General features: G+C 41.3%; 16 protein-coding genes. 3 read left to right on the top strand and 13 right to left on the bottom strand.

Annotated elements, in window-relative coordinates; all coding sequences use genetic code 11:
* Window positions 1-8: 8 nt before the first annotated feature.
* The 11 genes from CPBP_RS04820 to CPBP_RS04770 form a co-directional block, all read right to left on the bottom strand.
* On the bottom strand, window positions 9-1,862 hold the full coding sequence (locus tag CPBP_RS04820) for a hypothetical protein (RefSeq protein WP_350331735.1): 1,854 nt from the start codon (window positions 1,860-1,862) through the stop codon (window positions 9-11).
* A gap of 77 nt (window positions 1,863-1,939) precedes the next feature.
* Complete coding sequence (locus CPBP_RS04815) at window positions 1,940-2,458, bottom strand: hypothetical protein (RefSeq protein ID WP_350331734.1); 519 nt, start codon at window positions 2,456-2,458, stop codon at window positions 1,940-1,942.
* A complete protein-coding gene (locus CPBP_RS04810) occupies window positions 2,455-10,851 on the bottom strand; it encodes a hypothetical protein (protein ID WP_350331733.1) in 8,397 nt (2,798 codons plus the stop codon). The genes CPBP_RS04815 and CPBP_RS04810 overlap by 4 nt, the downstream gene beginning before the upstream one ends.
* Window positions 10,852-11,999: 1,148 nt before the next feature.
* On the bottom strand, window positions 12,000-13,034 hold the full coding sequence (locus tag CPBP_RS04805; protein ID WP_350331732.1) for a patatin-like phospholipase family protein: 1,035 nt from the start codon (window positions 13,032-13,034) through the stop codon (window positions 12,000-12,002).
* A 108-nt stretch (window positions 13,035-13,142) separates the two neighbouring features.
* On the bottom strand, window positions 13,143-13,349 hold the full coding sequence (locus CPBP_RS04800; RefSeq protein ID WP_350331731.1) for a ribbon-helix-helix domain-containing protein: 207 nt from the start codon (window positions 13,347-13,349) through the stop codon (window positions 13,143-13,145).
* Window positions 13,346-14,734 (bottom strand): class II fumarate hydratase, encoded by a 1,389-nt coding sequence (gene fumC / locus CPBP_RS04795; RefSeq protein ID WP_350331730.1) that lies wholly within the window; start codon window positions 14,732-14,734, stop codon window positions 13,346-13,348. The genes CPBP_RS04800 and fumC overlap by 4 nt, the downstream gene beginning before the upstream one ends.
* A 1,257-nt stretch (window positions 14,735-15,991) precedes the next feature.
* Entirely contained in the window at window positions 15,992-17,833 is a 1,842-nt protein-coding gene (gene mutL / locus CPBP_RS04790) for a DNA mismatch repair endonuclease MutL (RefSeq protein WP_350331729.1), read from the bottom strand.
* A gap of 444 nt (window positions 17,834-18,277) precedes the next feature.
* Complete coding sequence (rimI, locus tag CPBP_RS04785; RefSeq protein WP_350331728.1) at window positions 18,278-18,754, bottom strand: ribosomal protein S18-alanine N-acetyltransferase; 477 nt, start codon at window positions 18,752-18,754, stop codon at window positions 18,278-18,280.
* Window positions 18,711-19,355, bottom strand: a complete 645-nt coding sequence (gene tsaB / locus CPBP_RS04780) for a tRNA (adenosine(37)-N6)-threonylcarbamoyltransferase complex dimerization subunit type 1 TsaB (RefSeq protein ID WP_350331727.1) — start codon at window positions 19,353-19,355, stop codon at window positions 18,711-18,713. The genes rimI and tsaB overlap by 44 nt, the downstream gene beginning before the upstream one ends.
* On the bottom strand, window positions 19,352-19,720 hold the full coding sequence (locus CPBP_RS04775; RefSeq protein ID WP_350331726.1) for an HIT domain-containing protein: 369 nt from the start codon (window positions 19,718-19,720) through the stop codon (window positions 19,352-19,354). The genes tsaB and CPBP_RS04775 overlap by 4 nt, the downstream gene beginning before the upstream one ends.
* Before the next feature lie 2 nt (window positions 19,721-19,722).
* Window positions 19,723-20,247, bottom strand: a complete 525-nt coding sequence (locus CPBP_RS04770) for a cell cycle transcriptional regulator TrcR (protein ID WP_350331725.1) — start codon at window positions 20,245-20,247, stop codon at window positions 19,723-19,725.
* A 131-nt stretch (window positions 20,248-20,378) separates the two neighbouring features.
* Between CPBP_RS04770 and CPBP_RS04765 the strand changes: the two genes are divergently transcribed.
* From CPBP_RS04765 to CPBP_RS04755, 3 genes are all read left to right on the top strand, one after another.
* Window positions 20,379-21,002: a CatB-related O-acetyltransferase gene (locus tag CPBP_RS04765; RefSeq protein WP_350331724.1), complete on the top strand. Its 624-nt coding sequence runs from the start codon at window positions 20,379-20,381 to the stop codon at window positions 21,000-21,002.
* The gene (locus CPBP_RS04760) at window positions 20,999-21,430 is read left to right on the top strand and encodes a DUF6314 family protein (RefSeq protein WP_350331723.1); all 432 of its coding nucleotides are present in this window, start codon (window positions 20,999-21,001) and stop codon (window positions 21,428-21,430) included. Before CPBP_RS04765 ends, CPBP_RS04760 begins: the two co-directional genes overlap by 4 nt.
* Window positions 21,431-21,505: 75 nt before the next feature.
* Window positions 21,506-22,453 (top strand): bifunctional GrpB family protein/GNAT family N-acetyltransferase, encoded by a 948-nt coding sequence (locus tag CPBP_RS04755; protein ID WP_350331722.1) that lies wholly within the window; start codon window positions 21,506-21,508, stop codon window positions 22,451-22,453.
* A 26-nt stretch (window positions 22,454-22,479) separates the two neighbouring features.
* On the opposite strand, the gene dapE is transcribed toward CPBP_RS04755, so the two are convergent.
* Complete coding sequence (gene dapE / locus CPBP_RS04750; protein ID WP_350331721.1) at window positions 22,480-23,604, bottom strand: succinyl-diaminopimelate desuccinylase; 1,125 nt, start codon at window positions 23,602-23,604, stop codon at window positions 22,480-22,482.
* 126 nt (window positions 23,605-23,730) lie between these two features.
* A complete protein-coding gene (locus tag CPBP_RS04745) occupies window positions 23,731-24,972 on the bottom strand; it encodes an MFS transporter (protein ID WP_350331720.1) in 1,242 nt (413 codons plus the stop codon).
* Window positions 24,973-25,073 lie beyond the last annotated feature (101 nt).

Below are 25,073 nucleotides of genomic sequence, written 5' to 3'. Positions count from 1 at the left end.
GTATTCCTTTAACTTAACTCTTTCCAAGGGATATTTTTTCCTTTGGGCCCCTTATGCTTAGGGATTATTTTACCGCACTTATCAAGATCAGCATCATGTTCCAATCCAGACGCTTTTTCTACATAACGTTTCCATGCCGAATCGCCATGCCCTGCCAAATCTCTGGTATACCAAAACCCGTCTTTTCCTTTAACAAACTTACCAAAAGATCTGTGATTTTTTGATGTTGTATAATTTTCTTTAGCCTTCGGATTAAACGGTTCCGTTGGACACTTCGTTAAATCATCATCCGGATCAGGATTACCACCTGCAGCAGCTGACTGAGAACCTGCTCTTGGTACTGCAGCAGATCGGGATCTATCTCCTTCGTGTCTCCGCCGTTCAAAGGTATCCTCAGCGTCTCTCGCAGCAGCATCGCCAGACGTAGATCGTATCTTATCTATCAGATACGTTGCAATCTCATATGTTACATATACTCCTCCAGCTATCAACGCACCCATCACTATTTCTGGCGCTAATACTATTCCACCTACTACTTCTAATGTTATTCCAACTCCAGCTCCTAATCCTGCTAAAGAACCGGCAGATGCCAAAAGCACTTGATTGAAGATCCCCTTCTCTGCCAATACTCGAAACGCTTGATCTGCTTTATCTGTGGGTAATTGGCTTTTCAAATACGCCAACATCTGCTGTGCTTGCTCTACCTTTGCGGCTTTTTCCCCCGGCAACCCAATGTATCGATCCGACATCTCTTGGATTTTCTGTCGATCAGATGGCGTTAGATTGTTCGTGTTAATATCCCCCAACGGATCCACATGTTGTGGGGCACTTGCTGCAGCAGCTGCGGCGGCGGCGGGTTGTGCTGCTCTTTGTGCGGCGTCACGATCTAACATGTCTTGCAGTTCATCTCGCTCATCGAGGGTTAACGTTCCAACACGCTGTTTAGACCTCAACAGCTCTTTTCTTTTTTCTTCTGCTTTCTCCTTTGCTATTCCTTCTTCGACCAGCTGTTTAGCCTCTGCCTTCCTTCGATCAACTTCTGCCTGTTGACGCGCGGCTCTCTCTGCTGCTTCCGCCGCTCTTTGGGCTTCGATTTCCCTTCGATAGCTATCCAGCTCTTTCTGCTCATCCGCTGTTAAACGCTGTGCTCTTAATGCCTTTGCCTCTAACTGTGCATATCGATGATCATGCCAAGCATGTGTTCGTCCTTCGTGTCCAGGCACGATTCCACTGGGGACGTCCATATGAACGGGAACATCTCCTACCTGCATCCCAATACTTCCTATCGCTGTTGTACCTGTGGGGGCGGCATCTCCTAAGGTTGTATTGTTCACCGTTGCTGTAATGGTTGTCCGCGTATCATATTGAACCGCAGGCATGTCCAGATCTATCCAATCATCAACTTTGATTCCTGGCACGTCAAACACACATCGCCCTCCGTTTAAGCGTACCATACCGCCCATGCTTATACTCACAGAAAGTGATTTGATGTTATCCATCACTCCACTGCTCACCGCTGATGGGCTCAATGGGAACGTTATCCCAGCCCCTCCTCCACTCTGATCTCCTGTATCTACCTTATGATGCAACACCAGTTTCCGTATCCGCCCAAGCCCAAAGCTTGCTCGTATCACCCCGCCATACATGTGCAGTTCATCCACTTCTCCCACAAACAGGAAATTAAAGTGGTAATACACCGGGCGATACACCACCGATTGTTCCCGTCCCCATTCTCCATGAACCGATGCTGTCAGCTTTATATTAACTGAAACTCCCCCAGATTCATGCCGTGACTGCGTCCCTTCTTTCACGCCCCCAACATGGATCTGTTTCGCTCTCCAGTCCCCCAAAAAGCTCTGCATTGCTGTCCCTGTTATGTTTAATAGGGATCCCGCTCTCATTTTCAAGCTAAATAATGCTTTTATTTATTAATGATTATCTATATATTCATTAAAGCATCCAGAATTTCTCTACTTCTACCAAATCGCATTTCATTTAACGTCTTATATTCCACAAATAGCTCATCCGCTTTGTCTGCCGATTCAAATATTGAAAGCAATGTATATATCAATTCATAAAATTCAAAAGAACAATATGGATTCAATGGATCAAAATCAAACGTGAAAAAATCATATTTGATCAAGCATCTTAGCAAGAAATGAAATGCTCCTCTAACTCCCCCCTTAAAATCAGCACTACATCTAATCTCACGACATAACTCAAGCGTGGTAGTTCTTCCAACGAGTGCCTCATCCATAAGAAAGGCTTTGATAAATAGCGACTCTAGAGCTTCTAGCTTGAAAGCTTGATCGCTTACTATCGACTGAAAATAGTTTTGTAGAGTGGTCCAGTTAATTATTCCTTTTTCATACAGACATATAACACTTTCTAACCCAATATTATTTTCAATAAGGTCGGTACTGGATATTAGAAATTTTGTTTTAAATAGTTCTATCATTTTTTTGATACTTTCTTGACGGTTTCTTTAGCTACTTCTTGATTTATTTTGGGTATTATCTTCCCTCCTGGAATAAATCTCTGATGAACAACTTTCCCCGCATCATTTACTAAAACTTCTACAATGCCATGTTTACCATTTAAAGAGGTAATTTTTTGATACAAGTGTCGACCAGCAACAGCATTTTTAGGATTCAAAAAATAATGAACCATTCCTTTACTATCAAATAAGAAAGACGCCGCTCTATGATATAAATCTTCTTTGTCTAGTGCACTACCAATACGTTCAGCCCTAGTTATTTGACGCGTGGCATGATTAATCATGAAAATATTCTTAGTCACATTTTGAGCTTTATACACTTGATGTCCGAGATTATAAAGATATCCTAGTTTTAGCACTCGCAATACGACTCCACCTAAATATCCTCCAACCATATATTCTGCTGATAATTTTGCACCTTCAACCATTCCCTGCGCAAAACGACCACTATGCTTAATCTCATATTTACTATCTAATGCCTCTTGGTAGAATTCGATAGCACTTCTACGAGAGTCTGTTGTAGGTAGAGCCTCCAGTTCTTTTATTTTTTGATGATATTCTATAATCTCTCTATCAATCAAGCTTTTATCAGGGTGTAGATTATCTGCATCTGTCCACCCCCCCAACATTGAATACCGCTCATGAAGCTTTTTCATCTCGGGCAACCCCTCCATGGCCGCTGCATTCTCAGCATCACCCTTATTTGGATCATATACAGACAATGCTCTATCAAGCTGCTCTTTTTCAGGATCCGTCATTTGATTTAAAACGCGATCAAAGTCTGTGATAGCTTGCATGGTTTGCTCATCAATCTCAAAGGATTCATAAGCACCTCCCCCCAACGGATCCACATGTTGTGGGGCACTTGCTGCAGCAGCTGCGGCTGCTCCTGCTGCGGGTTGTGCTGCTCTTTGTGCGGCGTCACGATCTAACATGTCCTGCAATTCGTCTCGCTCATCAGGGGTTAACGTTCCCACTCGCTGTTTAGACCTCAACAGCTCTTTTCTTTTTTCTTCTACTTTCTCCTTTGCTATTCTTTCTTCGACCAGCTGGTTAGCTTCCGCCTTCCTTCGATCAACCTCTGCCTGTTGTCGGGTATGGCGTTCTGCTGCTTCTCGATCTAGAATCGGTTGCAACTCTTCCGCTTCCTCCGGTGTCAGAGTTCGGGCTTTCCGCTTCTCTAACAGTTCTGCTTTTCGACGTTCAGCAGCTTTTTCCAACTCCTCTTTACTGTGTAGCAGCTGTTTCAGTTCTTCTTCGTCTAGCTCTCTTTGTGATGCTTTTGCTTCAAGCTCTTGAAACGTTCTCTTGTGCCAAGCATATGTTCGTCCTTCGTGTCCAGGCACGATTCCACTGGGGACGTCCATATGAACGGGAACATCTCCTACCTGCATCCCAATACTTCCTATCGCCGTCGTTCCTGTGGGCGCGGCATCTCCTAAGGTTGTATTATTCACCGTTGCAGTAATATTCGTTCGATTGTCATATTGAACCGCCGGTATGTCCAGATCTATCCAATCATCAACTTTGATTCCAGGCACGTCAAACACACAAAGTCCTCCGTTTAAGCGTACCATACCGCCCATGCTTATACTCACAGATAGTGATTTGATATTATCCATCACTCCACTGCTCATCGCTGATGGGCTCAAGGGGAACGTTATCCCGGCCCCTCCTCCGCTCTGATCTCCTGTATCTACCTTATGATGCAACACCAGTTTCCGTATCCGTCCAAGTCCAAAGCTTGCACGTATCACCCCACCATACATGTGCAGCTCATCCACTTCTCCCACAAACAGGAAATTAAAGTGGTAATACACAGGGCGATACACCACCGATTGTTCTCGTCCCCATTCTCCATGAACCGATGCTGTCAGCTTTACGGGATTAACAGAAAACCCGCCTGATTCGTGCCGTGACTGCGTCCCTTCTTTCACGCCCCCAACATGGATCTGTTTCGCTCTCCAGTCCCCCAAAAAGCTCTGCATTGCTGTCCCTGTTATGTTTAATAGGGATCCCGCTCTCATTTTCAAGCTAAATAATGCTTTTATTTCTCCGGGCACCTGTATTTTTTTCTTACTATAGTTTTTATAAAAACTAAGTCCTATGCTGTAAGCCTCATCTTTGATCCCATTAAAGCCGTTTTGGAAGAACTTCAAAAACCCATGTTCTTTAATAGACTTCATTGCCTCATACATTTTAAAACCTTCAAGCACTCCTTGTGTGATGGTCATTGCGGCTCCAACTCCGACCAAAGAGTGTTTTTGATTACCTAACCGAGCAAGGTTCACAATACTCTCACTCATCCCTGAGAAATTTGCCGTAACCACACCCGCAAAGGGTCGCACCACATCCCATATTTTCTTAGGTAAATCAGTAGGCCTTTCCTCTTGAACAGCGGTTGCCCACAATTGCATTTCTCGCAGAGGTGTATCCTCAATTGCTTTTGTAATCTCTTCTTGCAACCAGTATTCAACGATTGCGGAAAAGACGGCCGTTAAAGCTCCCATACTTTGAGCAATAGCTTTATTCCGATCGGCTTCTGCGACCTGCTCAGCGCTTGCAACGGCTTCTTTGCTACCAGAATTAATTAGATTACAAATCGCTTGACCTAATCCACCAAAGAAATTGATCGACCATCCTTCAGAATCTGTTTCTTCCATTGTGTCTACCGCAGAAAGATCTATTTTTCCACCCGCACTAATCTCAGCAAATACAGTGGCTAAATCAATCGCTTTCCCCGTCACATTGCCCATTGCACGTATTATCGCTGTGCCTTGCCTAAGGGCTCTTGCATCCTTATGGGTCAATAGTAACTGCCGGTGTTGTTCTGTGGATCGTCCCAACACATCGGCTAAAATCGCTTCCAGTATTTGGGGATTCGACAACACCTTTTCCAAGGTCACAGCATTCGGTATATTTGATATTTTCGTTGCTTTTACAGCTTGACCTCGCACCGTTGTCGTATTTCTTGAAAATACTCCCCGGTCATCAACTTGATGATATGTATCTGTCAGCAACGGTCCCATTAGAACATTTCCACCCGCCAACAAAACAACAGGAGATTCTTGGTTGCCAATGTGGGCGCCACTTACATTAACATCTCCGTCTTTACTGTAAATAATGATACCCCTGTGTCCATCATCCAACGTAAGACGCTCTTTGTAACTGATGTCTTTAGTCGTTGTTGTTTTTGACCCCAACCATAAAAACCCAGCACTTTCAGTTTTTCTTCGCCAAGTTTCAATAACCAATGGGCTTAATCTTATTCCTTTGTCAGCCATCAAAATAACCTGCTGCCCAAGCAGTTTGACCCCAGGATGGAGTAATAACTCACCATCTTTAACATGTAAAATAGTACGCCTGCGTCCACCAATCACTGAAACCGTATTGGCATCTTGAGGACCAAGTTCTAGAACCCCAGAATGAACGGTAATAATTAAATCGTTTTGCGCTTCAATTACCCCAAATAAAGATGATCCATTTTGACTGGTCAGGTGCAAGTTATTACCAACTTTTAAGCCTTTAAAGTCACTTCCCCAATAGCGTCGCGTTGCATCAGAAACTGAAATACGAGCCAAATCAACCCATCGTCCATCGATTAGGGTACGCTCAGCATAAAAACGATCCCCGCCCTCTAAAAACCGCGACATTTCTTCTGGTCTAAGTTCTAAAGGTTCTAACCCCTCTCTAGCTATTTGATCTACAACAGGTTGTCGAGCTCTTACAATACGTTGAGCTTCAGGTACGGAAATCAGCTCATGATGTAACCCTGTAATTTCTTTTATATCGGCTTTGAACTCACGCATTAATTCTGATTCATCAAGCATCTGTTCTAACTTAGCTAAATCTACCGGGCTAGAGTCATCCACCAATAGCGGTCTAGAATCCCCCTGTTGAATCAACGACATAATCGCCATTAAGGTTTGTCGAGCAAGTCCAACCTCCTGAACAAGCAGGGAGACTTTTAGGGGGCCTAAACGACCTCCTGCGGCCTGTACCGTAGCTAATACACTTTCTTGCGCAGTTAATGCAAAATCCTCACCCATATTTCTAGCATCTCTATTTAAGTAGGGAATCCCAACAGCATGTAACATTTCGGTTTGAACATGTAACATGGCCGCGGGTGAAACCCCTTGACCGCCCAGCGATCCACTAGGTGCACCGGCAGAAAAAAGAGTAACCATATTTCGTGGAACCCCGGCATATGTGGCAGCAATACTTTGAGCCGACACGCCCATTCGACCTAAACCATCCACTAATGCCTGAGATAGCTCTAGGACATGTATTTCTATCCGTGGAGCACCATCTTGAGAATACGCAATCCTGGGATCTATTATTAACGGGGTAAGCTGTGCAAGAATCTTTCCTCTAACAACTATCATCTTAAACCCTTCAACCTGCGCCCCTAAAAGAACTAATGCGTCTGATTGTGTTGGATCACCCAAAACTTCTGGCTTTTTTTCTCTTAGGTCAAATCTTGAATTTTTTACTCTTAGTTTGAAATCATCTGCCCTAACGCGTGTTTTGAAAGCAGGATCATCAAGAGCACCAGGAAGATTCATGATCTTTTCTGCATCTCCAACATCCAAATCTACGACACCGCTTTGAACAATTAAATCAGATGCGATAATATCTAGACGCTCTAATCTCCTACCTTCAGGACTATGGATATTACGACCCACTATCAAGCGTGACCCACGACCATCACCACGTAGAACAGAATAAGTATTCATTTTTGTACGATCAATCGAAGAGGGCTCTTGACGTGTTGTTACCCATGAGGTTTCAGCAGGCGGACGCACAGGACACAATATAAAAAAGCCACTATACTCAGACCAAACCGTTCCACTATCGCCTTGATGAAATATAATACTTCCATCAACCCATCCATTGCTGCCATGCATTGCAAAATAACGTTGTATCTTTAAATCACCGGTGATTTTGAAATTAGGCCGACCCCATTCTTTTTGACTGCTTTCAAAATTCCATACATCTAAAGTACCCAGTGTCGCTTTTCCATGGTTCAAGAATTTCTGCGCAACATAGTTATCACCACCCGTAGATATCAACGTGCCACGATTGCGCAGGCTATTAATACGCATACCACCTCGAACATCTAACGTTGCGCTAGGATCGATGATTACTTGAGAGTCTGGTGTTGTTACTGTTAGTTTACCTAAAATTACAGTGTGATGCCCGATTTCAAACATTACAGCGGGAGACTCCTTAGGATCCGAAGAAGGTATTTTAGGCGCATCTGGTTGAAACTCTATAGTCATATCTCCAGACCAAATCGTGATTTCATTTACCCGAGGAAGGTTTACTTTTGTCGCCTTAAAATGTCCGTGATGGAAACTAAACCCTCCCTCTTCAAAGGCAGGCAAGGATAACTCTCCATTTGTAACGATCATTAACGTACCGTCATCTAATGTTCTAATCCCCATGCGTGACAAGCGATAATGCATCTCTCCATCTTGCGTTACTAGCATGACTGTTTTTCCTTGAAACACGTTGCCTTGACGTGCAGACACACCTCCAGACTCATCAACGTCTAAATTAATACAGCCTAATGATAATCTATCCTGTGCAATCACCTGCACATTTGTATGAATCTTGATATGATCAATTCTAAACTCACATTTCACTCCAAACAGAACGTTACTCGCAGCAATCTCAGCATGTTCCATTTCCAAGACACCTCTATACCTAAAGCTAATTTCATTTTTTGTTGATACGATTGCTTTTTTTGCAGAAGATCCTTTTATCAATACCTTGGCATTACCGAAATACTCTAGACTTATGCTTCCAGAGGCATTGACAGTTCCATGAATCTTTAGTTCTTGAGTGTTGGGTTGAAATCTATTCACATCGATTCGTCCCGTGGGCGCAATCACCAGTGTGTGTAGTGTCGGTGCAAACCATACTAAAGGTGCGATAAAATCCCCCACAATATGAAGCTCATTTACCGCTACAAAATGTAGTTTTCGTGCAGTTTCTTCTGAAAGATTACCATTAAGGACTACCTTTTCTGCAGTTAGACTAAGCCCAAGAGGAACGTGCAAATCACCCAGTGTAATGGTGTCTGCTTTGAATGTTACGGCAGTATCAGAAACACTTAAAGGAAGAGCTATATTAATACGACCAGAATCCCCCACAGTAATTGATAATGATTTTAACTTTACGGCCTCACTGCCATCGTTTAAGTAACGCGCTGGAATCTCAAAATAACGTGCTGTTATGCAGGCTTGCTCACCCACTATTTGCGCTAATGTTAAATCGTTGGGTGTAGAAAGCCGTATGTCTTTTGCCTCAATTTTACATTGAATGGATATATCATCTCGTATTCTTTCTGCTAACCGAATTAGGTTGTTCGATTTTAATATACCTTGACCACTAACATCGCCTCCAATCTCAATCCATTTTCTGGCGCTTACTAATCCCGCGATATCACCCTGTTGAAGCGTCAGCTCTTGGCAGTTAAATGTCCCAAGTTTTGAGTGCTCTAAACTATGGAGTTTAACACTTCCACTTTCGATATCCCCTTTATTTTCTAAAACTGCTCTTAGTTCTGCCATGATTCTAGACTCAACTCTAATTTTGCCACTATTCACCAATCTAAGATTTTTGATTAATAAAACTCCAGGAGATGAAATGAGACCCAAATTTTTAAGTTTCCCAGATGTTGTACTCCATCCTAAAAGCTCAATGGCATGTTCTCCATAGATAGAGGATTGAATGGTTCCATCAGAAACTTTTAAGGTTAAACCTTGGTAAGCAACTAATGATGCTTTTGTGTGGGGCGTTACGCCAGTTCGAGAACGTCTTTGAACTGCGTGCGCTTGATCGATATAGGTTCTTGTTGTTATAGAGACATCTTCTAAACACCGAATGTATCCTTTGTTTTGACACTCGGTAAAAACTCCGTCTATGCGCTTAGACGCCCATATGATGCCTTGTAGATCATTTTCTAGAGTTTTACACTCTATCTTTATTGTCTCACCATGAATACCCCATAAACCGTCCGGTTGATTCTTATCGACTAGCATTAGACCATCATGCTCGCCCCCTGTATTAGAAAATACCCCCTCACATTTAATATCGATAACTTTCGCTTTAATAAGTCTTGAGTTTCGTCCTTTGGTCGAGACGATACCAATATTGTTTCCAAGAAGCATTCCGTCATTTACAAATTCAGGCACATGAATGCTTAAGTAAGGTTGAGAGAAATAAAGGCTAGCATTATTTGTTAGCTTTTTTAAACGTCTTAAGACGACAACTTCTTGTATCTCCATACTGCCATCATTGATAAGCTCTTCTACTGAAGCCGAAAGTTTATAGATACGCAATTCTCCTTTTTGAACAAACGTTTTTGCGTTAATAGTCAGTTGATTAAGGTTTGTATTGACATCACTTCCTAGTATAACAGCGCTTCCACTTGTTAGAAATAAATGTGAGGGTGCAGTGTCGGTTGATACAGTCTCAAGCCGATTAATTATAATTTTACCGGCAAAGTTAATATGAAAACTTTCCTCGAACACTAATCTTTCTATTAAAAGCGTGCTTTTATTAGAATCAACCCTAAACGCTCCCTCAGCAATACGTCGTCCCTGTCTAGAAATATGTATGTGCGCAATCCCTCCTTCATCGGGAGTTAACGTGGTTACGTACTCTTCAGAAACAAACCGCTGTGATTGACCAATTTCTGAAAAGTTTATCAGATCAACTGTGTGTGAAATCGTTCGATTATTAATATTAAGATTTAACTCAAGTTGTTGTTGTGAATTAACAGTCGAAAAAACAATCGATGGAATAATATTTGGTACACTAATAGGATCTAACATCCTCGATGGAGCATCTGATACTCTTGATGCTCTAACCTCAGTCTCTGACCTTCTTGCTGTTTCCCCAAAAGCTTGTGCAACCGAAGCAGGTCGGACATTACTCCCCGCTCTCGGAGTCTGTGCTGCACAAGTTGCTCCCGTGGGGAGAGGTCGTGGAGTCGTTTGAGGCTCTGAGCCTTGCCTAGGTGTTCCTGGGCGAGGTACAGTAAATATAGCATCGCATGGGGGATCTATGGTTGGATATGCCGCCCCCCCTCTGCTCAACGCCCGAGTAGGCAAAGAATATAGACCAGGTCGCGAAACGCTTTCGGGTCGTAAGGCTGGGTTAGGACTCGTTACAGGCGGAACAGATTTTTTAGATGTTTGAGACGCGGGAGAATAGACGGTGGCTCTTTGGTTGCTTGCATTGGATGGTGGATCATTTACCCTAAGTTCTTCTGCAGCAAAAAGAGGACTTGACGTCATTAAGCATGTGGATAAGAGTAATATATTATATGATGATTTTTTCAAGAGAACCCCCAATGAGAATAACTACGTTGTGAAATAAAAAGGCAAAAACAAGATGATTTTGAAAAAACGCTGAACAGAATCAAAGAAATGCAAACCAAAAAATAACCCTCCTCAGCAGTTACATTATTTTATGATTCTTATTTTCTAGATCTTAATCGGCTATTGGAACACTATGATGTTTATTGTTTTGAGTGATAGCAAGATGCCTAAATATTAATCTAACCAAAATTATTATTTATCACAACAAATAAATACATACATACAGTTTTGGAGTTATTTTACGAGATAGTAATGATTCAAAAAACTGTACCCTTGTGACACACGAAACATTGGATACTACGCTACAGCTCTATGAATTTTATGAAAAAACACAGAAAATCACGCTAAGCATTGAGCCCCATATCCTCTGACTTTTTTCTGTTGGACTGGCTACTTAATCTGTATTTTTACGTTAAGGAGTGAATATAGTCTCTGGTATATTATCTGCAATAATTCATAGAGTTGTACCACATAATGTAAAAAATGTTATAAGGTAAAACATGAGAAAGAGACGATTAATCGAACATTTTGTAGCCGGAACAACAGTACGATGTACTGCAAGTTTGATGAACTAGTCGACCGCAAGCAACCGAACGTCAGCAAAGACAGATTTGTTTAGAAACATTTTCTAACTGATTCGTCGACTTAAATTGATTCTGAGTATAGTCTCTTATCGTCGCTTCGTTTGCATGTCCAGCAGTTCCAATAGTTTCTACACAATAACTTTGTATCCACTGTTTTATACATTTCTGCATAGTATTTCCAAAACTCACGCACCTCCAACTCTTTACGATGTGCATAGTATCTGAAGGTGAGATCCTGGGTTCTGATCAAATGACCCTATGTGTATATGATCTTCTGGTATATCTATTTCGACTATTTGTATAGTCTAATCATACCTTCCGATATTTCCCTATCCACACAAACCGATATATAATATCAAATACATCATCACTATTTCGTTATGTCGTTATATTCGAAATCTCATAACGTATTTCTCTGTACATTATCGCCTTTCCATTTCAAAGGCAGATCCCCCGTGTTTTTCGCAGCGCGATATAAAAAAGGGTCTATTAATAGACCCTTTTTTAGTACGAAGATAATAATTATTAGAAATCATTATCCATATAGTGATCGGCAGTAGAGTTAACACCCACCATATCCCAGTGATTGTACAACCACTTATCTGCACACTTGCGACCTTCGTCAAACAAATAGTGTAAGAATTCTGGTGTAGAGTTCAACTTACTAGAGAATCCTAAGGGTTGGAACACTTGATCATTTTGAATGATGTGAACATCTAAGCGTTTTGCATTAGCAGAAGGCTTTAAGTGACCATCATCGATCCACTTTGTAATCATGTTGATTGCTCGCAATTCACGCATCATTGTTACGTTGTTAGAAATTTCATTCAAACGGTCAGAAATTCCGCGAACGTCTTTTGGAACATCTTCACGAAGAGTTGGGTTTAATTGAACGATAATAATGCTTGGAGCTTCACATCCATAAATCAATGGATAAATTGCTGGGTTTGCTGTAAATCCACCATCCCAGTAATATTCGCCACCCACAGCAACTGCTTTGTGAATTAAGGGTAAACATCCTGACGCCAACATTGCCTCTGGACATAAATCTTCGTTTTTAAAGATTTTTACTTTTCCATCACGAATGTGTGTAGCACACAAGAAAACCTTGTGCTTTGTCTCGCGAGACAAAGTTTCAAAGTCAAACGTTGCTTCAATAACTTCTTTTAATGGATCTTTGTCATCTTTGTTAAATTGATACGGAGACATGTTTTTAATCATGTTATCAAACATGATGTATCCAAACGAATTATACATTGTATAATTGCCGCGTTTTTTATCATCGCCCATTGGCTTTAATGGACCATCTTTACCTTTTTCGCCAACGCCTTCCCAAAACTTGCGCATCGTTTTGCGGGCACCGTCATTACCGCCTTCAATTAATCCCTGCAAAACAGATACGGCGTTCATCGCACCCGCACTGGTACCTACGATACCATCAACTTCAACATTTTCTTCTAAAAGTCTGTCAATTACACCCCAGGTAAATGCTCCGTGTGCACCGCCACCTTGTAACGCCAAGCTGACTTTTTTCTTTTGACTTTGTTCTGCTTTTGCCATGTTTTTTTTCCTATTTTTGAACTTACTTGATAATACTAAGACAAAAAAGTTAACAAACTATGAATAGATGAAAAAAGTTATGCTTGTGTCTTTTGACCGCTTTTAAATCTAAGCACCTGGATCTTTATAATAATTCAAAACAAAGATTCGAATAGCACTGGATAAACCAGACTTTCGCTTTTCGTCAATCTCCCTAATAATATCTATCAAAGCACACCCACGAACAGTAGAGATGTGTTTTAAACCATCCCAAAATTCATCTTCTAAACTGATGCTGGTGCGATGACCATCAATAGTTAAAGATCGCTTTTTCATTCTGGGGATATCATGTTTGCAGGGTTAATCCATTGATCAAATTCAGCTTCGGATACATAGCCTAATTCCAAAGCTGCCGCTTTCAAGGTAATGCCTTTTGTGTGCGCAATCTTTGCAATACACGCAGCCTTATCATACCCGATATGGGGGTTTAACGCTGTAACTAACATCAGCGTGTTGTGTAAATGTTCTTGAATACGATCATGATTAGCTTCAAGTCCCTGGATGCAATTATCAGTAAAACTACGGGCTCCATCAGCAAGTAATTGTATGGATTGCAAAATATTATAAATCATTACGGGATTAAAGACGTTCAATTGAAAATGACCATTTGAACCTGCAATAGTAATCGTTACATGATTCCCCATGACCTGAGCCGCCACCATCGTTAATGCCTCACACTGAGTTGGGTTTACCTTGCCAGGCATGATGGATGAACCCGGTTCATTTTCAGGCAACAACAATTCGCCAAATCCACAACGGGGGCCAGATCCCAACAATCGAATATCATTTGCGATTTTCATAAAAGATACCGCGATTACGTTTAGCGCACCCGATAATTCAACCAAGGCATCGTGGGCAGATAAGGCCTCAAATTTATTAGGCGCCGATACAAATGGCAAACCTGTTAGCTGCGCAATCGTCAATGCAAATTGATCTGCAAATTCTTTTCGGGTATTTAGCCCAGTGCCAACGGCAGTCCCACCTTGAGCAAGTTCATATAAGTTGGGCAAAGTTCGCTCAATGCGTTGAATACCTTTTGCAATCTGGGTTACATAAGCAGAAAATTCTTGCCCCAAGGTAATTGGCGTTGCGTCTTGTAAGTGAGTACGCCCAACTTTAATAATGTCTTTAAACACATTCGCTTTTGTAGTTAAAGCATCTTGTAAATGATGTAATGCTGGCAATAGCAGGTGATGAAGTTGTTCAACCGCAGCAATGTGCATCGCTGTTGGAAAGCTATCGTTGGATGATTGCCCATAATTGACATGATCATTTGGATGAACAGGTTTTTTAGATCCCACATCCCCGCCTAAAGCTTGAATTGCAAGGTTAGAAATCACCTCATTCACATTCATATTGGTTTGCGTCCCCGACCCCGTCTGCCATACAACCAACGGAAATTCATCAAGATGCTTTAATGAGGCAACTTGATCTGCAGCATCAACAATTGCATCAGCGATGTGATCTGGAATATCGTTGAATTGTTTGTTAACCAATGCTGCCGCTTTTTTTAAAAGTCCAAACGCCCGAATCAATGGCGCTGGCATGCGCTCTGAACCAATCTTAAAATTTTGAATCGATCGTTGAGTCTGGGCCCCCCAAAGGTGATCTGCAGGAACATCAATTGATCCAAACGTATCAGATTCAGTACGAGTACGCATGTGTAAAACTCCAAACTATTTTTAATAGTATAGCGAATATTCAGTGTTTGCTGATAATAAAATTTATTGCAAAGCACGACCACTTGGTTTCGATAATCAATTGACAATCAGGATGCCGCAAGCAGCGTGCCGTTAATGTGAAATTAATAAAGGTTAAGATTGAGTTAACTCGATTTTTTTACCACCCCCCCCGCCCTAGTCACCACAACTGTTGAAAGTGATTTGAAAAAGAATGTTTTTGACAGCAAATCAATAGAACAGGTGAAATCATTGATAAAACAATTAATTGTGTCAATGATACAGAGATGTATGAATTAAGCAATAGATATGCGACTAATTTACACAATATAAAGCTTTTTATAATATTCATAGCTTGGTGTTTAAGTGGGTGATTTTAATATCGTTAAACACCTCTTCTGATCACTTTCAACAGTTGTGCCCTAGTCACCCTCAGTGACCTTCGGGTGGGGGGACAAAACCCACTCCCTAAATCGAGACTAAATAGACGAAGCAATCCGTCATTTCTTCACGAAACGGTGGGCAAAAAATAACAATGTATAAGATCTCTAAAAATTAACATACCTCACAAAGGTTAACAAAAGATTGACGGAATTCACTTTTTTGGCAGCGTGACGCTGCACCCTATAGATTAGATCCGATTCGCACAAACACGGATTACAAAAAACACCATTATCTTTCAAAAAGAAATTGACTTTCCGAACTCACTGTGTATACTAATAAGTAGAATTGCGAAGAGGCTACCCAAAAACCTGGGTAGCCTTTTTTCGTTCTACGTCTTTGAATCTTTTAAAGACATGCCGAACTGAATCCCCAGTACAGGAACTCACCTACCCGATCAGTAGTCACAGCCCTGTAAACAACCCCTAGAGCCGACGGGCTCGTAAAACACCGACTTTGTATAGTATACTAAAGTCCGCCTTTCCCCATTCGTGTAAGAAATGGGGTTCTTTTTGCACGTGCGGGTTACTGGGGATTCACTCGGTTTAAAAAACAAACTAAATAATTAAACACTTTAACAACGGATCGCAGCGCCTTGAATTGACATTCTGCGGCGCATCGATCAAACAAAGGAACTAAAACACACTCTTCAACAAAATATCTCAAAATCATTTTTCACCCGTACCCCTCCTGCGCCCGAAATGGGTCAAAGGTGGGTCAAAAATCCCATCCATTCTCTCAAGTATCTCAAATCACACGCAGCCTAACTTACCAGGCATTCAAAATCAATCGATCCTATTAGGTTCTTCCAAACAACTTTTCAATATCGGCTTTGCGCAATTTAATATACGTGGGACGCCCATGATTACACTGTCCCGAAAATGGAGTAATTTCCATATCGCGTAACAATTGATTCATTTCAGGAACTGACAACCTGCGCCCCGCTTTGATGCTGCCTTTACAGGACAACTCAGCACAAATTTCATAGACTTTTTCTTGCAATGTTAACGTGGGAGCCATGTGGGTAATTTGATCTGCAATATCCAACAATAATGCTTTTGCATCAACTCCCGCCAGTAAGGATGGCAGTTCTTTGATTTGAATGCTGGTCAAACCAAAGGCATCAATAGTAAGGCCTAATGTTTCCAATTCTGTACGCAATTCTAATAATGCTTCACGCTGAGGCTCTGTGACTTCGACGATTTCTGGAATCAATAACGATTGTTTTATAACACCATGATCGCTTAATTGACGTTTCATTTTTTCATACGTCAACCGTTCATGAGCGGCATGTTGATCTGTAATAATCATGTCAGTCTCAGTTTGGGACACGATGTATGTATTGTAAACCTGAGCAACAGCCCTACCCAAATACCCCATCGATGGATCGTCATTCAACATAATATCCGTGGGTTCGGATTCCGAAAATACACGACGCGTTTCCAGGACATGCGCCCCCATTGTTTCAAATGCTTTTTGAGGAGCATATGGAGTAAAGCCCTTTGGATTCCCCTGCTGATGTCCGCCATAAGATTGTGATCGATGATGATCTGTCGACATCTGCGCAAACGATGACGATTGTCTGTGGTCGCCTCTGGGTTCAAACAATTGAATCGCATCCATCGCCGCTTGGTGAATCGTCGTTGACGTCAAATGACTAACCTGCGTTAAATGTTGTCGCACTGTTGATACGATTAGATTTCGAATCAGTTGAGTATCTTGAAATCGAACCTCTGTCTTGGCTGGGTGAACGTTCACATCTAAATAATCTGTGGGTAACGTTAACGTCAACACCAACATAGGGTGTCTGTCTCTTGCAACCAAATCAGCATAAGCCGCTCGCACGGCGCCGCCCAAAAGTTTGTCTTGAACAGGGCGTCCGTTTACAAATAAATACTGATGTTGATTTGAACTGCGATGAAGCGTCGGCAAACCCACATACCCAGACACATGGGCATAATCACGCGAACCTTCAATGCCCAATGCATTTTGAACAAAATCCGCACCCAACACATCTGCCAAGCGATCTTTTAAAGACTCTGTTGGAGCATAATCAAACAGTTGCCTGGTTTCGTCTCGCAATGAAAATCCAACCGTTGGGTTCGCAAGTGCGATTTTAGTAACCACATCCACAATGTGACCTTGTTCAGTTTTGGGTGTTCGCAAGAATTTTAATCTGGCTGGCGTTGCAAAGAAAAGGTCACGAACCTCAACAATAGTTCCCTTATTTAAATTTGCGGGAATCACATCGTGTTTATGCCCACCCTCAACTGATAATATCCAGGCTTGATTGGTTGTCGCATCATGGCTTGTTAAGCTTAACCGACTGACAGATCCGATGGAGGGTAATGCCTCACCACGAAACCCCATGGTGCTGATGTTCATTAAATCATCATCGGGTAATTTTGATGTCGCATGACGTTCAACTGCAAGCTCCAAATCGTCACGACCCATTCCAGAACCATTGTCACGAACGACAATCAAGCTTTGCCCACCATCCCGAATGGTAATGTCAATTTGAGTACTCCCGGCATCCAGAGCGTTCTCAACAAGCTCTTTTACGGCAGATGCGGGGCGCTCGACAACTTCTCCTGCGGCAATACGATTGATGGTGGTTGGATCTAATAAGCGAATGGTCATGTGTATAATCCTCAGAACACTTCACCTTAAACCGACCGTGTGAATTTTGCAACAGGAATATGATGTGTCGACAGAGCATCTAATTTTTTATTGCGTTCATAGTTTATTAACTATCGTCTGATAGTTTAAAGATGTTGGTTAGTTCACGGACTGTTTGGTCTGTGCGTAAAGCTTACTTTGGACTGAGAAATTCAAACGCATATGTTTAGCCTTGGTCGTGGGGATTGTTCTGTCAAGAACAGAGTCCTCATCAATCCCTAAGAGGGTATCACCCCTTGAAAGGAAACGGAGAAGTTTTATGTTTTTCGTGGGTAAGACTGGGCGCGAGGTCTTACGGCGGAGAGCCCCATCGGGCACGAGGCCAAAAGAGCTAATTTCAAACTTCTCATTCACTGCAAATGCATAAACCTGTCTAACACGCCGCGCCAGAGATTGGTTAACAAATCAAATACTCAACCGCATAATGACTGCATCATGATATGAACCATCGGGTTGATGATAATAGTGTTTGCGTTGTCCGACAGTTTGAAACCCAAATTTCTTATACAATCCTTGGGCAGCCACATTATGAATGTCAACCTCCAGAAAGATCACCCCTATCTCAAGATCTTTTATGTCATTTAACACATGTTCAATCAGCGCGGTTGCTACACCTTGTTTGTGATGTTCTGGATCGACAGCGCACATTAAAATTTCACATTCGTCCAAGATGATTGATACGACGATAAATCCAACAACGACATCCTCAATAAACACGCCACAAACCCTATTGGCGGGATTCTCAAACACAGTATTTAATTCTGTCCAAGGAGAATCAAAGCTTGATGTTAGAATATCCAAGCATCGTGCAATGTGGCTGATATCAAGCCGTTGAATGTTAAACATGTATTTTGGGGTTGGTGATGTTTGCCGACCGTACATATAAAGGCTGCAGATCTGTGCTTCCACTTTCTTTTGAAGCCTGCAAAACTCCCTCCAACGTTAATGGGGTTGAAATGCACAGAATGTTTTCAAGCATAGCTTCAGATGATGGATCGGTGATAATAATTCCCTGCCCGGCAACTGAAACAAGCTCAGTCAACGGAACAGAGGTTGGCGACGCATCAACCAAGATCTCGCCATCTTTATATGAAAAGCCTTGATGGTAGAACTCACCACATTTTGTATCGATAACAGCATGAATATGTGGTGTGTTAACAGTGTGATGAAATATTGCTGAATGCACCAACGCCGACAGCGTATTGACGGTCGTCACAGGAATATTTAAAGCAGTGCGCAAGCCTGCTGCGGTTGCAAGACCCACCCGAATTCCGGTGAACGACCCCGGTCCTTTAGTAGTAACAACCTGTGTTAAGTCTTGGAATTTTACGCTAGCAGCACTCAACACGTCTTGAATCGTTGGAACAAGCAGCTCGGTATGTGAGTATGGCGTGCTGTTTGTAACGCTATGAAGCATAGCGCCATTTGAGTGAAAGACTCCAACTGAAAACCCTTCGATTGAGGCGTCAAAAATTAGAATCATTGTTTGCTCAGCAATGGTCCCAAGGGCTCTCCACCACATAAATGCATGTGGAAATGAGGCACCTCTTGCCCAGAATGCGCCCCATGATTTGTAAGAAGGCGGTACCCCGTGATATCTAACCCTAAAGACGCTGCAACATTTCCAATCATGCGATTAAAGGAGATAATTTCCTCAGAAAAGGCTTTATGAGAAAAGTCTTGAAATGAGATGTAAGGCTTTTTAGGAATGATCAAAACGTGAATTTTTGCCTTGGGAAACGCATCATGAAATACCAAGGTATGCTCATCTTCACTAATTTTATTTGCAGGTATCTCTCCACGCAAGATTTTTGCAAACACATTTTGATCATTATATTCAACAAACACAGTTAAGCTCCAACTTCCTCATTTACAAACGACATTAAAATATCGTCAAGATCAACTTGCTCACACAACCCCAAGGTAACTGGATTTTGTGGCTTTAATGCAGTATAATTTTTATACGATTTATTTCGAATCGATTCAACCGTACTTTTGGTTGTGTGCAATAACTTTGAAACAATACTATCCGATATTTTGGGATGCTGTTGTATCAACCACAAAATTCCATTTGGGCGATCTTGCCGTTTCGTTCGGGACACTAATTTTGCCCCCTTTTGTTTTAGCTGTTCCGCCGCCATTTCAGTAATGTGCAACCTAGCAGCAGGATCTTGTTCACACCTGACAATTTCTTCTCGTGTAACTTGTGAATGCGCAATCGGATCAAAAGGTGTTACTTTACCCGTAGAATCGTCAGCGATCGATTGCACCTCAAGAATATGAAGACCGCAAAATTCGGCAATTTGTTCAAATGTTAACGTGGTATTATCAACCAACCAAGCAGTGGTAGATTTTGGCATAAGCGGCATCATCATATTGAGCTCCTTTGTTGCTTCTATTATAGTGTATGCGTTATTGGCCATGGAAGCAATATAGTTTCGAAAACACTGTTGTTATTGTAAAACCAATTGACTATAGTACTTTTATCATATACATGAGGCATCCTATGCATCCAAACCCTAATACCTTGTTTCCTATACCCGGATCTGAACGAACATGTTTTTTAAAGAACATCATTAAGAACCCAAACATTAGTGTTGGTGATTATACGTATTATGATGATCCTGAAGACATTCATAATTTTGAAAAAAATGTTTTGTATCATTTTGATTTTATTGGGGACAAACTCATTATCGGAAAATTCTGCCAAATTGCAACCGGCGCTCGCTTCATTATGAATGGTGGCAATCATTATCTAGATGGATATTCGTCGTTCCCATTTATCATATTCAAATCTAAATGGCCGCAGGTTCCTTTTATCCCGAATAGCAAAGGCAACACCGTTATAGGTAACGACGTATGGTTTGGGAACTCTGTAACAATCATGCCCGGCATAACAATCGGAGATGGCGCCATCGTTGCCACAAATTCTGTGGTTACACACGATGTCGAGCCGTACTCAATTGTTGGTGGTAATCCTGCCAGGCTTATTCGCAAACGCTTTGACGATAACACGATAGACTTTTTGCTTAATCTAAAATGGTGGGATTGGTCAATTGAGAAAATTGCAGAAAATGTTCTATACATAATGAATGCAGATCGTGAAACTTTATCGGAGGTTGGAAAATGATCAACATATTAAAATCATGTCTTGCAGGTCGCTATGCTTTCAAACAAGTTACTAGAAACGAAAATCTTTCATTTACAGGTACATCTATTTTTGAACCGATAAGTGATGAAAAAACTCGACATACAAAAATAGGACGCTATATGTTAAATGGTCAAGAACAAGAGTTCTTTCAAGTTCGTTATTTTATATTTTTGCCAGGTCGTATGATCATGGAAAAATATGAAGAATCCTTATTACATGAATTTATCATTCCACATAGTCATCCAAATTTACCACTAACACTGCACCACACTCACTATTGTAACGACGACATATATAGCATAGTATTAAAAATATTATCTCTGGATGAGTTTCAAACGGAATACACAATCAAGGGACCTAGAAAAAACGAAATCATCCAATCTTTTTATAATCGAATACATCAATAAACTGAGGATTAATATAGCGAAGTTAGAACGCTCAAAGATTGATACACACGGCTCAAGGAAGAGAAAGCATTAAGAGTGAGCTCCATAAAACACATTGAAATTTTTCCTTACACCGCCGAGTGGCAAAAGCAATTCGAGGATGAATCTAATCGTATAAAAAATACTCTGGGCGATATCTGTCACCAAGTTCATCACATCGGATCCACAGCGGTACCTGGATTAAGCGCAAAAGACACCATAGATATTCTTTGCGTCGTAAATGATTTATCACACAGCTTAGTTTTACAAGAGCTTGGGTATGTTTTTAAGGGCGAATTTAATATACCTCTTAGGTACTATTTTTCTAAAAATACGCCTACCTTAAAAGTTAATTTGCATGTTGTAGAACCCGATCATGGGTTTATTCATTTGAATTTATGCTTTAGAGATTATTTAAGAAGCAATGAAAAAACACGATTAGACTATAAAGCATTAAAGCATCGCTTGATTCAAGATCCCATAAACTTTGAACGTGTTAACGGGGGATTTCCCAGGTACACTCTGGAAAAAAATGATTTCATCAAATCAACATTACAGGCAGCTAATTTTGATGGGATAGCCGTTAATTTTTGTACTCACCATCGTGAGTGGGAGACCTATCATCGCATTAGAACTGAGCAGTTATTTGCGCCAACAGGAATAACCTATGACCCTAATCATCCAACACTGTCAGCAGACAATCACTATCATTTCGTCCTATACAAAGGAACCATCATCGTTACAGTTGCACAGATTGAAATGTTAGATAATGACGTTGCCGTGTTACGATCGATTGCAACGGATACACCACATCAGCGACAAGGACACGCGTCTTATCTGTTAAGATTTGTTGAACAATGGTTACACCATCTAAACATCAAAGCAATTAAGACCCACGCAGAATTAGCCGCAGAATACTTTTACAGAAATCAAGGTTATGTCGATATGCTATTTGACGATATTTCGATTTCCAACACTATCGTTAACCTTGGAAAAACACTTTAAAAGATAAGCTTAGGGCTCCTGCAAAATTATTCAAAATACAAATCAATAAACCGCTTGTAAATGCGCGCTAACGTTTCTAAGTCTTTTAATGAAACGTGCTCATTAACTTTGTGAGCAAAGGTATTCATCAATCCAAACTCCACGACAGGTGCGATGTCTTTGATGAATCGCGCATCTGACGTTCCACCATTTGTAGAATATTCTGGAAAAAGCCCCACCTCCTCTTGAATTGCCTGACTAAGTTTTTCCATGGCTGGATGATCGTTGGTTAGAAATGGTTCTGAACCATTCGGGAAATCTAATGTATAAGAAATATCTACAACATTCAATGCGCCTTGAATACGCTCTATTAAAGAAAGCTGTGTGAAGCTGGGATTAAATCGAATATTAAATTTCGCACTTATGGATTCTGGAATAACATTACTTGCCTCATTTGCAACATCTATAGACGTAATTTCAAGATTTGATGGTTGAAAGCAATCATATCCCGAATCTAGAGTTTCCGCATTTAATATTGTTAGAAGTTTAAGCATATTTGGAATGGGGTTTTCAGCCTTATGAGGATAGGCTACGTGCCCTTGAACGCCCGTAACGGTTAACGTTCCGCTAAGCGATCCACGACGCCCAACTTTAATTGTGTCGCCCAACTTTTCATCACTGGTAGGCTCTCCCACGATGCAAAAATCGATAATTTCATTGTGTTCTTTTAACCACTCAATTACTTTGACAGTTCCGTGAGTTGCAGCTCCTTCTTCATCTCCTGTAATCAGAAAACTAATGGAGCCTTTGTGTTCAGAATTTATTACAGCAGAAATAAATGCAGCTATTGATCCTTTCATATCAACCGCACCACGCCCCCAAATGGCTCCATCCTGTATATGCCCTGCAAACGGTGGGTGTGTCCAAGAGCTTTCGGCGCCACTTGGAACGACATCAACGTGACCCGCAAAACATAAATTTGGTGAATCGGTTCCGCGACGTGCATACAAATTGTGAACCACCGAACCCTGATCATCCACATGAGGCAAAAGATGGCAGCTAAAACCTAGAGAATCCAATGTTTGAACTAAAAAATTCATAATACCATCGTCTTGAGGCGTTGTGGATTGAAAGCGAATAAGCCTTTGGCATAGGTCAATTAAATTCAACATGGGCGCGATCTCCTAAAAACACCTTATGAAGGTAGCGTATAGTCAACATAGATTTCAATCCATACTTGTGTAATCAATCAATTAAACAGCACTACATCTTTATCTAAGACGCGAAGTCGGCGAACATTATTTATGAGAGTATGTTAGGAAAAAGAAAATTGCTCCTAGAAAAGCAGAGATAACGAAGAACAAAAAACACACGTCCCATCCATAATGATGAGATATATGGCCAATGACTACGCCTGAAAAAATTGAACTGGCTAAATATCCGAATGTCCCTGTTAACCCAACGGCACTGCTGACGGCCTTTTTAGAAACAACATCGGCAGCTAAAACTCCAGTGATTACTTGCGATCCATATACGAAAAAGCCCACAAAGAATGTACTGGTCGTTAATGCATATAAATGCTGACCTGAAGTTGTCCAAAAATATATCAGAAACAGTATCAATGCGACCATGTATAAGGTGCCAATTAGTCCCCGACGGTGTGCAAACCACCGATCTGAGATATATCCCGCAGCAATCCCCCCGATAGCGCCGGCAATCTCAAACCCTGCCGTTACCCAACCGGCTTGAATTAAAGTGACACCTTTGACTTCTTTCAAAAACATCGGAGCCCAAAAGAAAAACCCCATGCGAACGATATATAAAAAGAAGGTTGAAAGGCAGACGTACCACACATATTTATTGGGTAGTATATGCGTCATAAAAATTTCTTTTGGAGAGAGCGCTGAAGCATCGCCATCATTTTTTTCATCAATAATAGCGGGGAACCCTTCGTCTTCTGGGCGGTTGCTAATGGCCTTGAAAACAAGCACTCCACCCAAAAGCACAATTATTCCAGGTATGATAAAGATTGATCTCCATCCATAACTTGTCATTAAATAGGGTCCGCCAGCCAGAATAATGACAGAGCCTACCTGGTGAGAGACATTAGTAATGCCCCATTTTGATCCAAGCTCTGATGAAGGATACCATCGCGTAATCAGTTTTGCGACAGGTGGCCACCCCATGGATTGAAACCACGCGCTGATTGCAGCAAGCACAACAAATCCAAAGACCACTGGCCATGCAGCGAACATAATGCTAACAACAGCGCTGCCAATTAAACCAATTGCAAAGATAAGCTTTGCGCTGCCGCGATCAGTCACAAAACCGTTTACAAATTTTCCGACACCATACACCACAGAAAAGCTTGTGAAAATCCATCCTATGTGTTGCTTGGTGAATCCTTCACTACTTTCTAACATGGGCATTGCTATGGATAAGTTTTGACGGGTAAGATAAAATAATGCATACCCTAATATCATTGTTATTAGGATACGCCACTGCCAATACTTTAATGAATGCTGTTTTTTTCGTTTCATTTTTTTAATACCACATTCTTATCAGCTTTAATCGGTTTGTCCAGTGATAAAATCAAAGGTTAAACATTAATTGTAATTCCCTTGCTGTTGGGTATTGTCTC

This window comes from Candidatus Bodocaedibacter vickermanii (genome assembly GCF_014896945.1).
GTDB lineage: Bacteria > Pseudomonadota > Alphaproteobacteria > UBA6184 > UBA6184 > Bodonicaedibacter > Bodonicaedibacter vickermanii.
The sequence above is the reverse complement of the archived record's forward strand: the minus strand, read 5'-3'. Positions and strand labels throughout refer to the sequence as shown.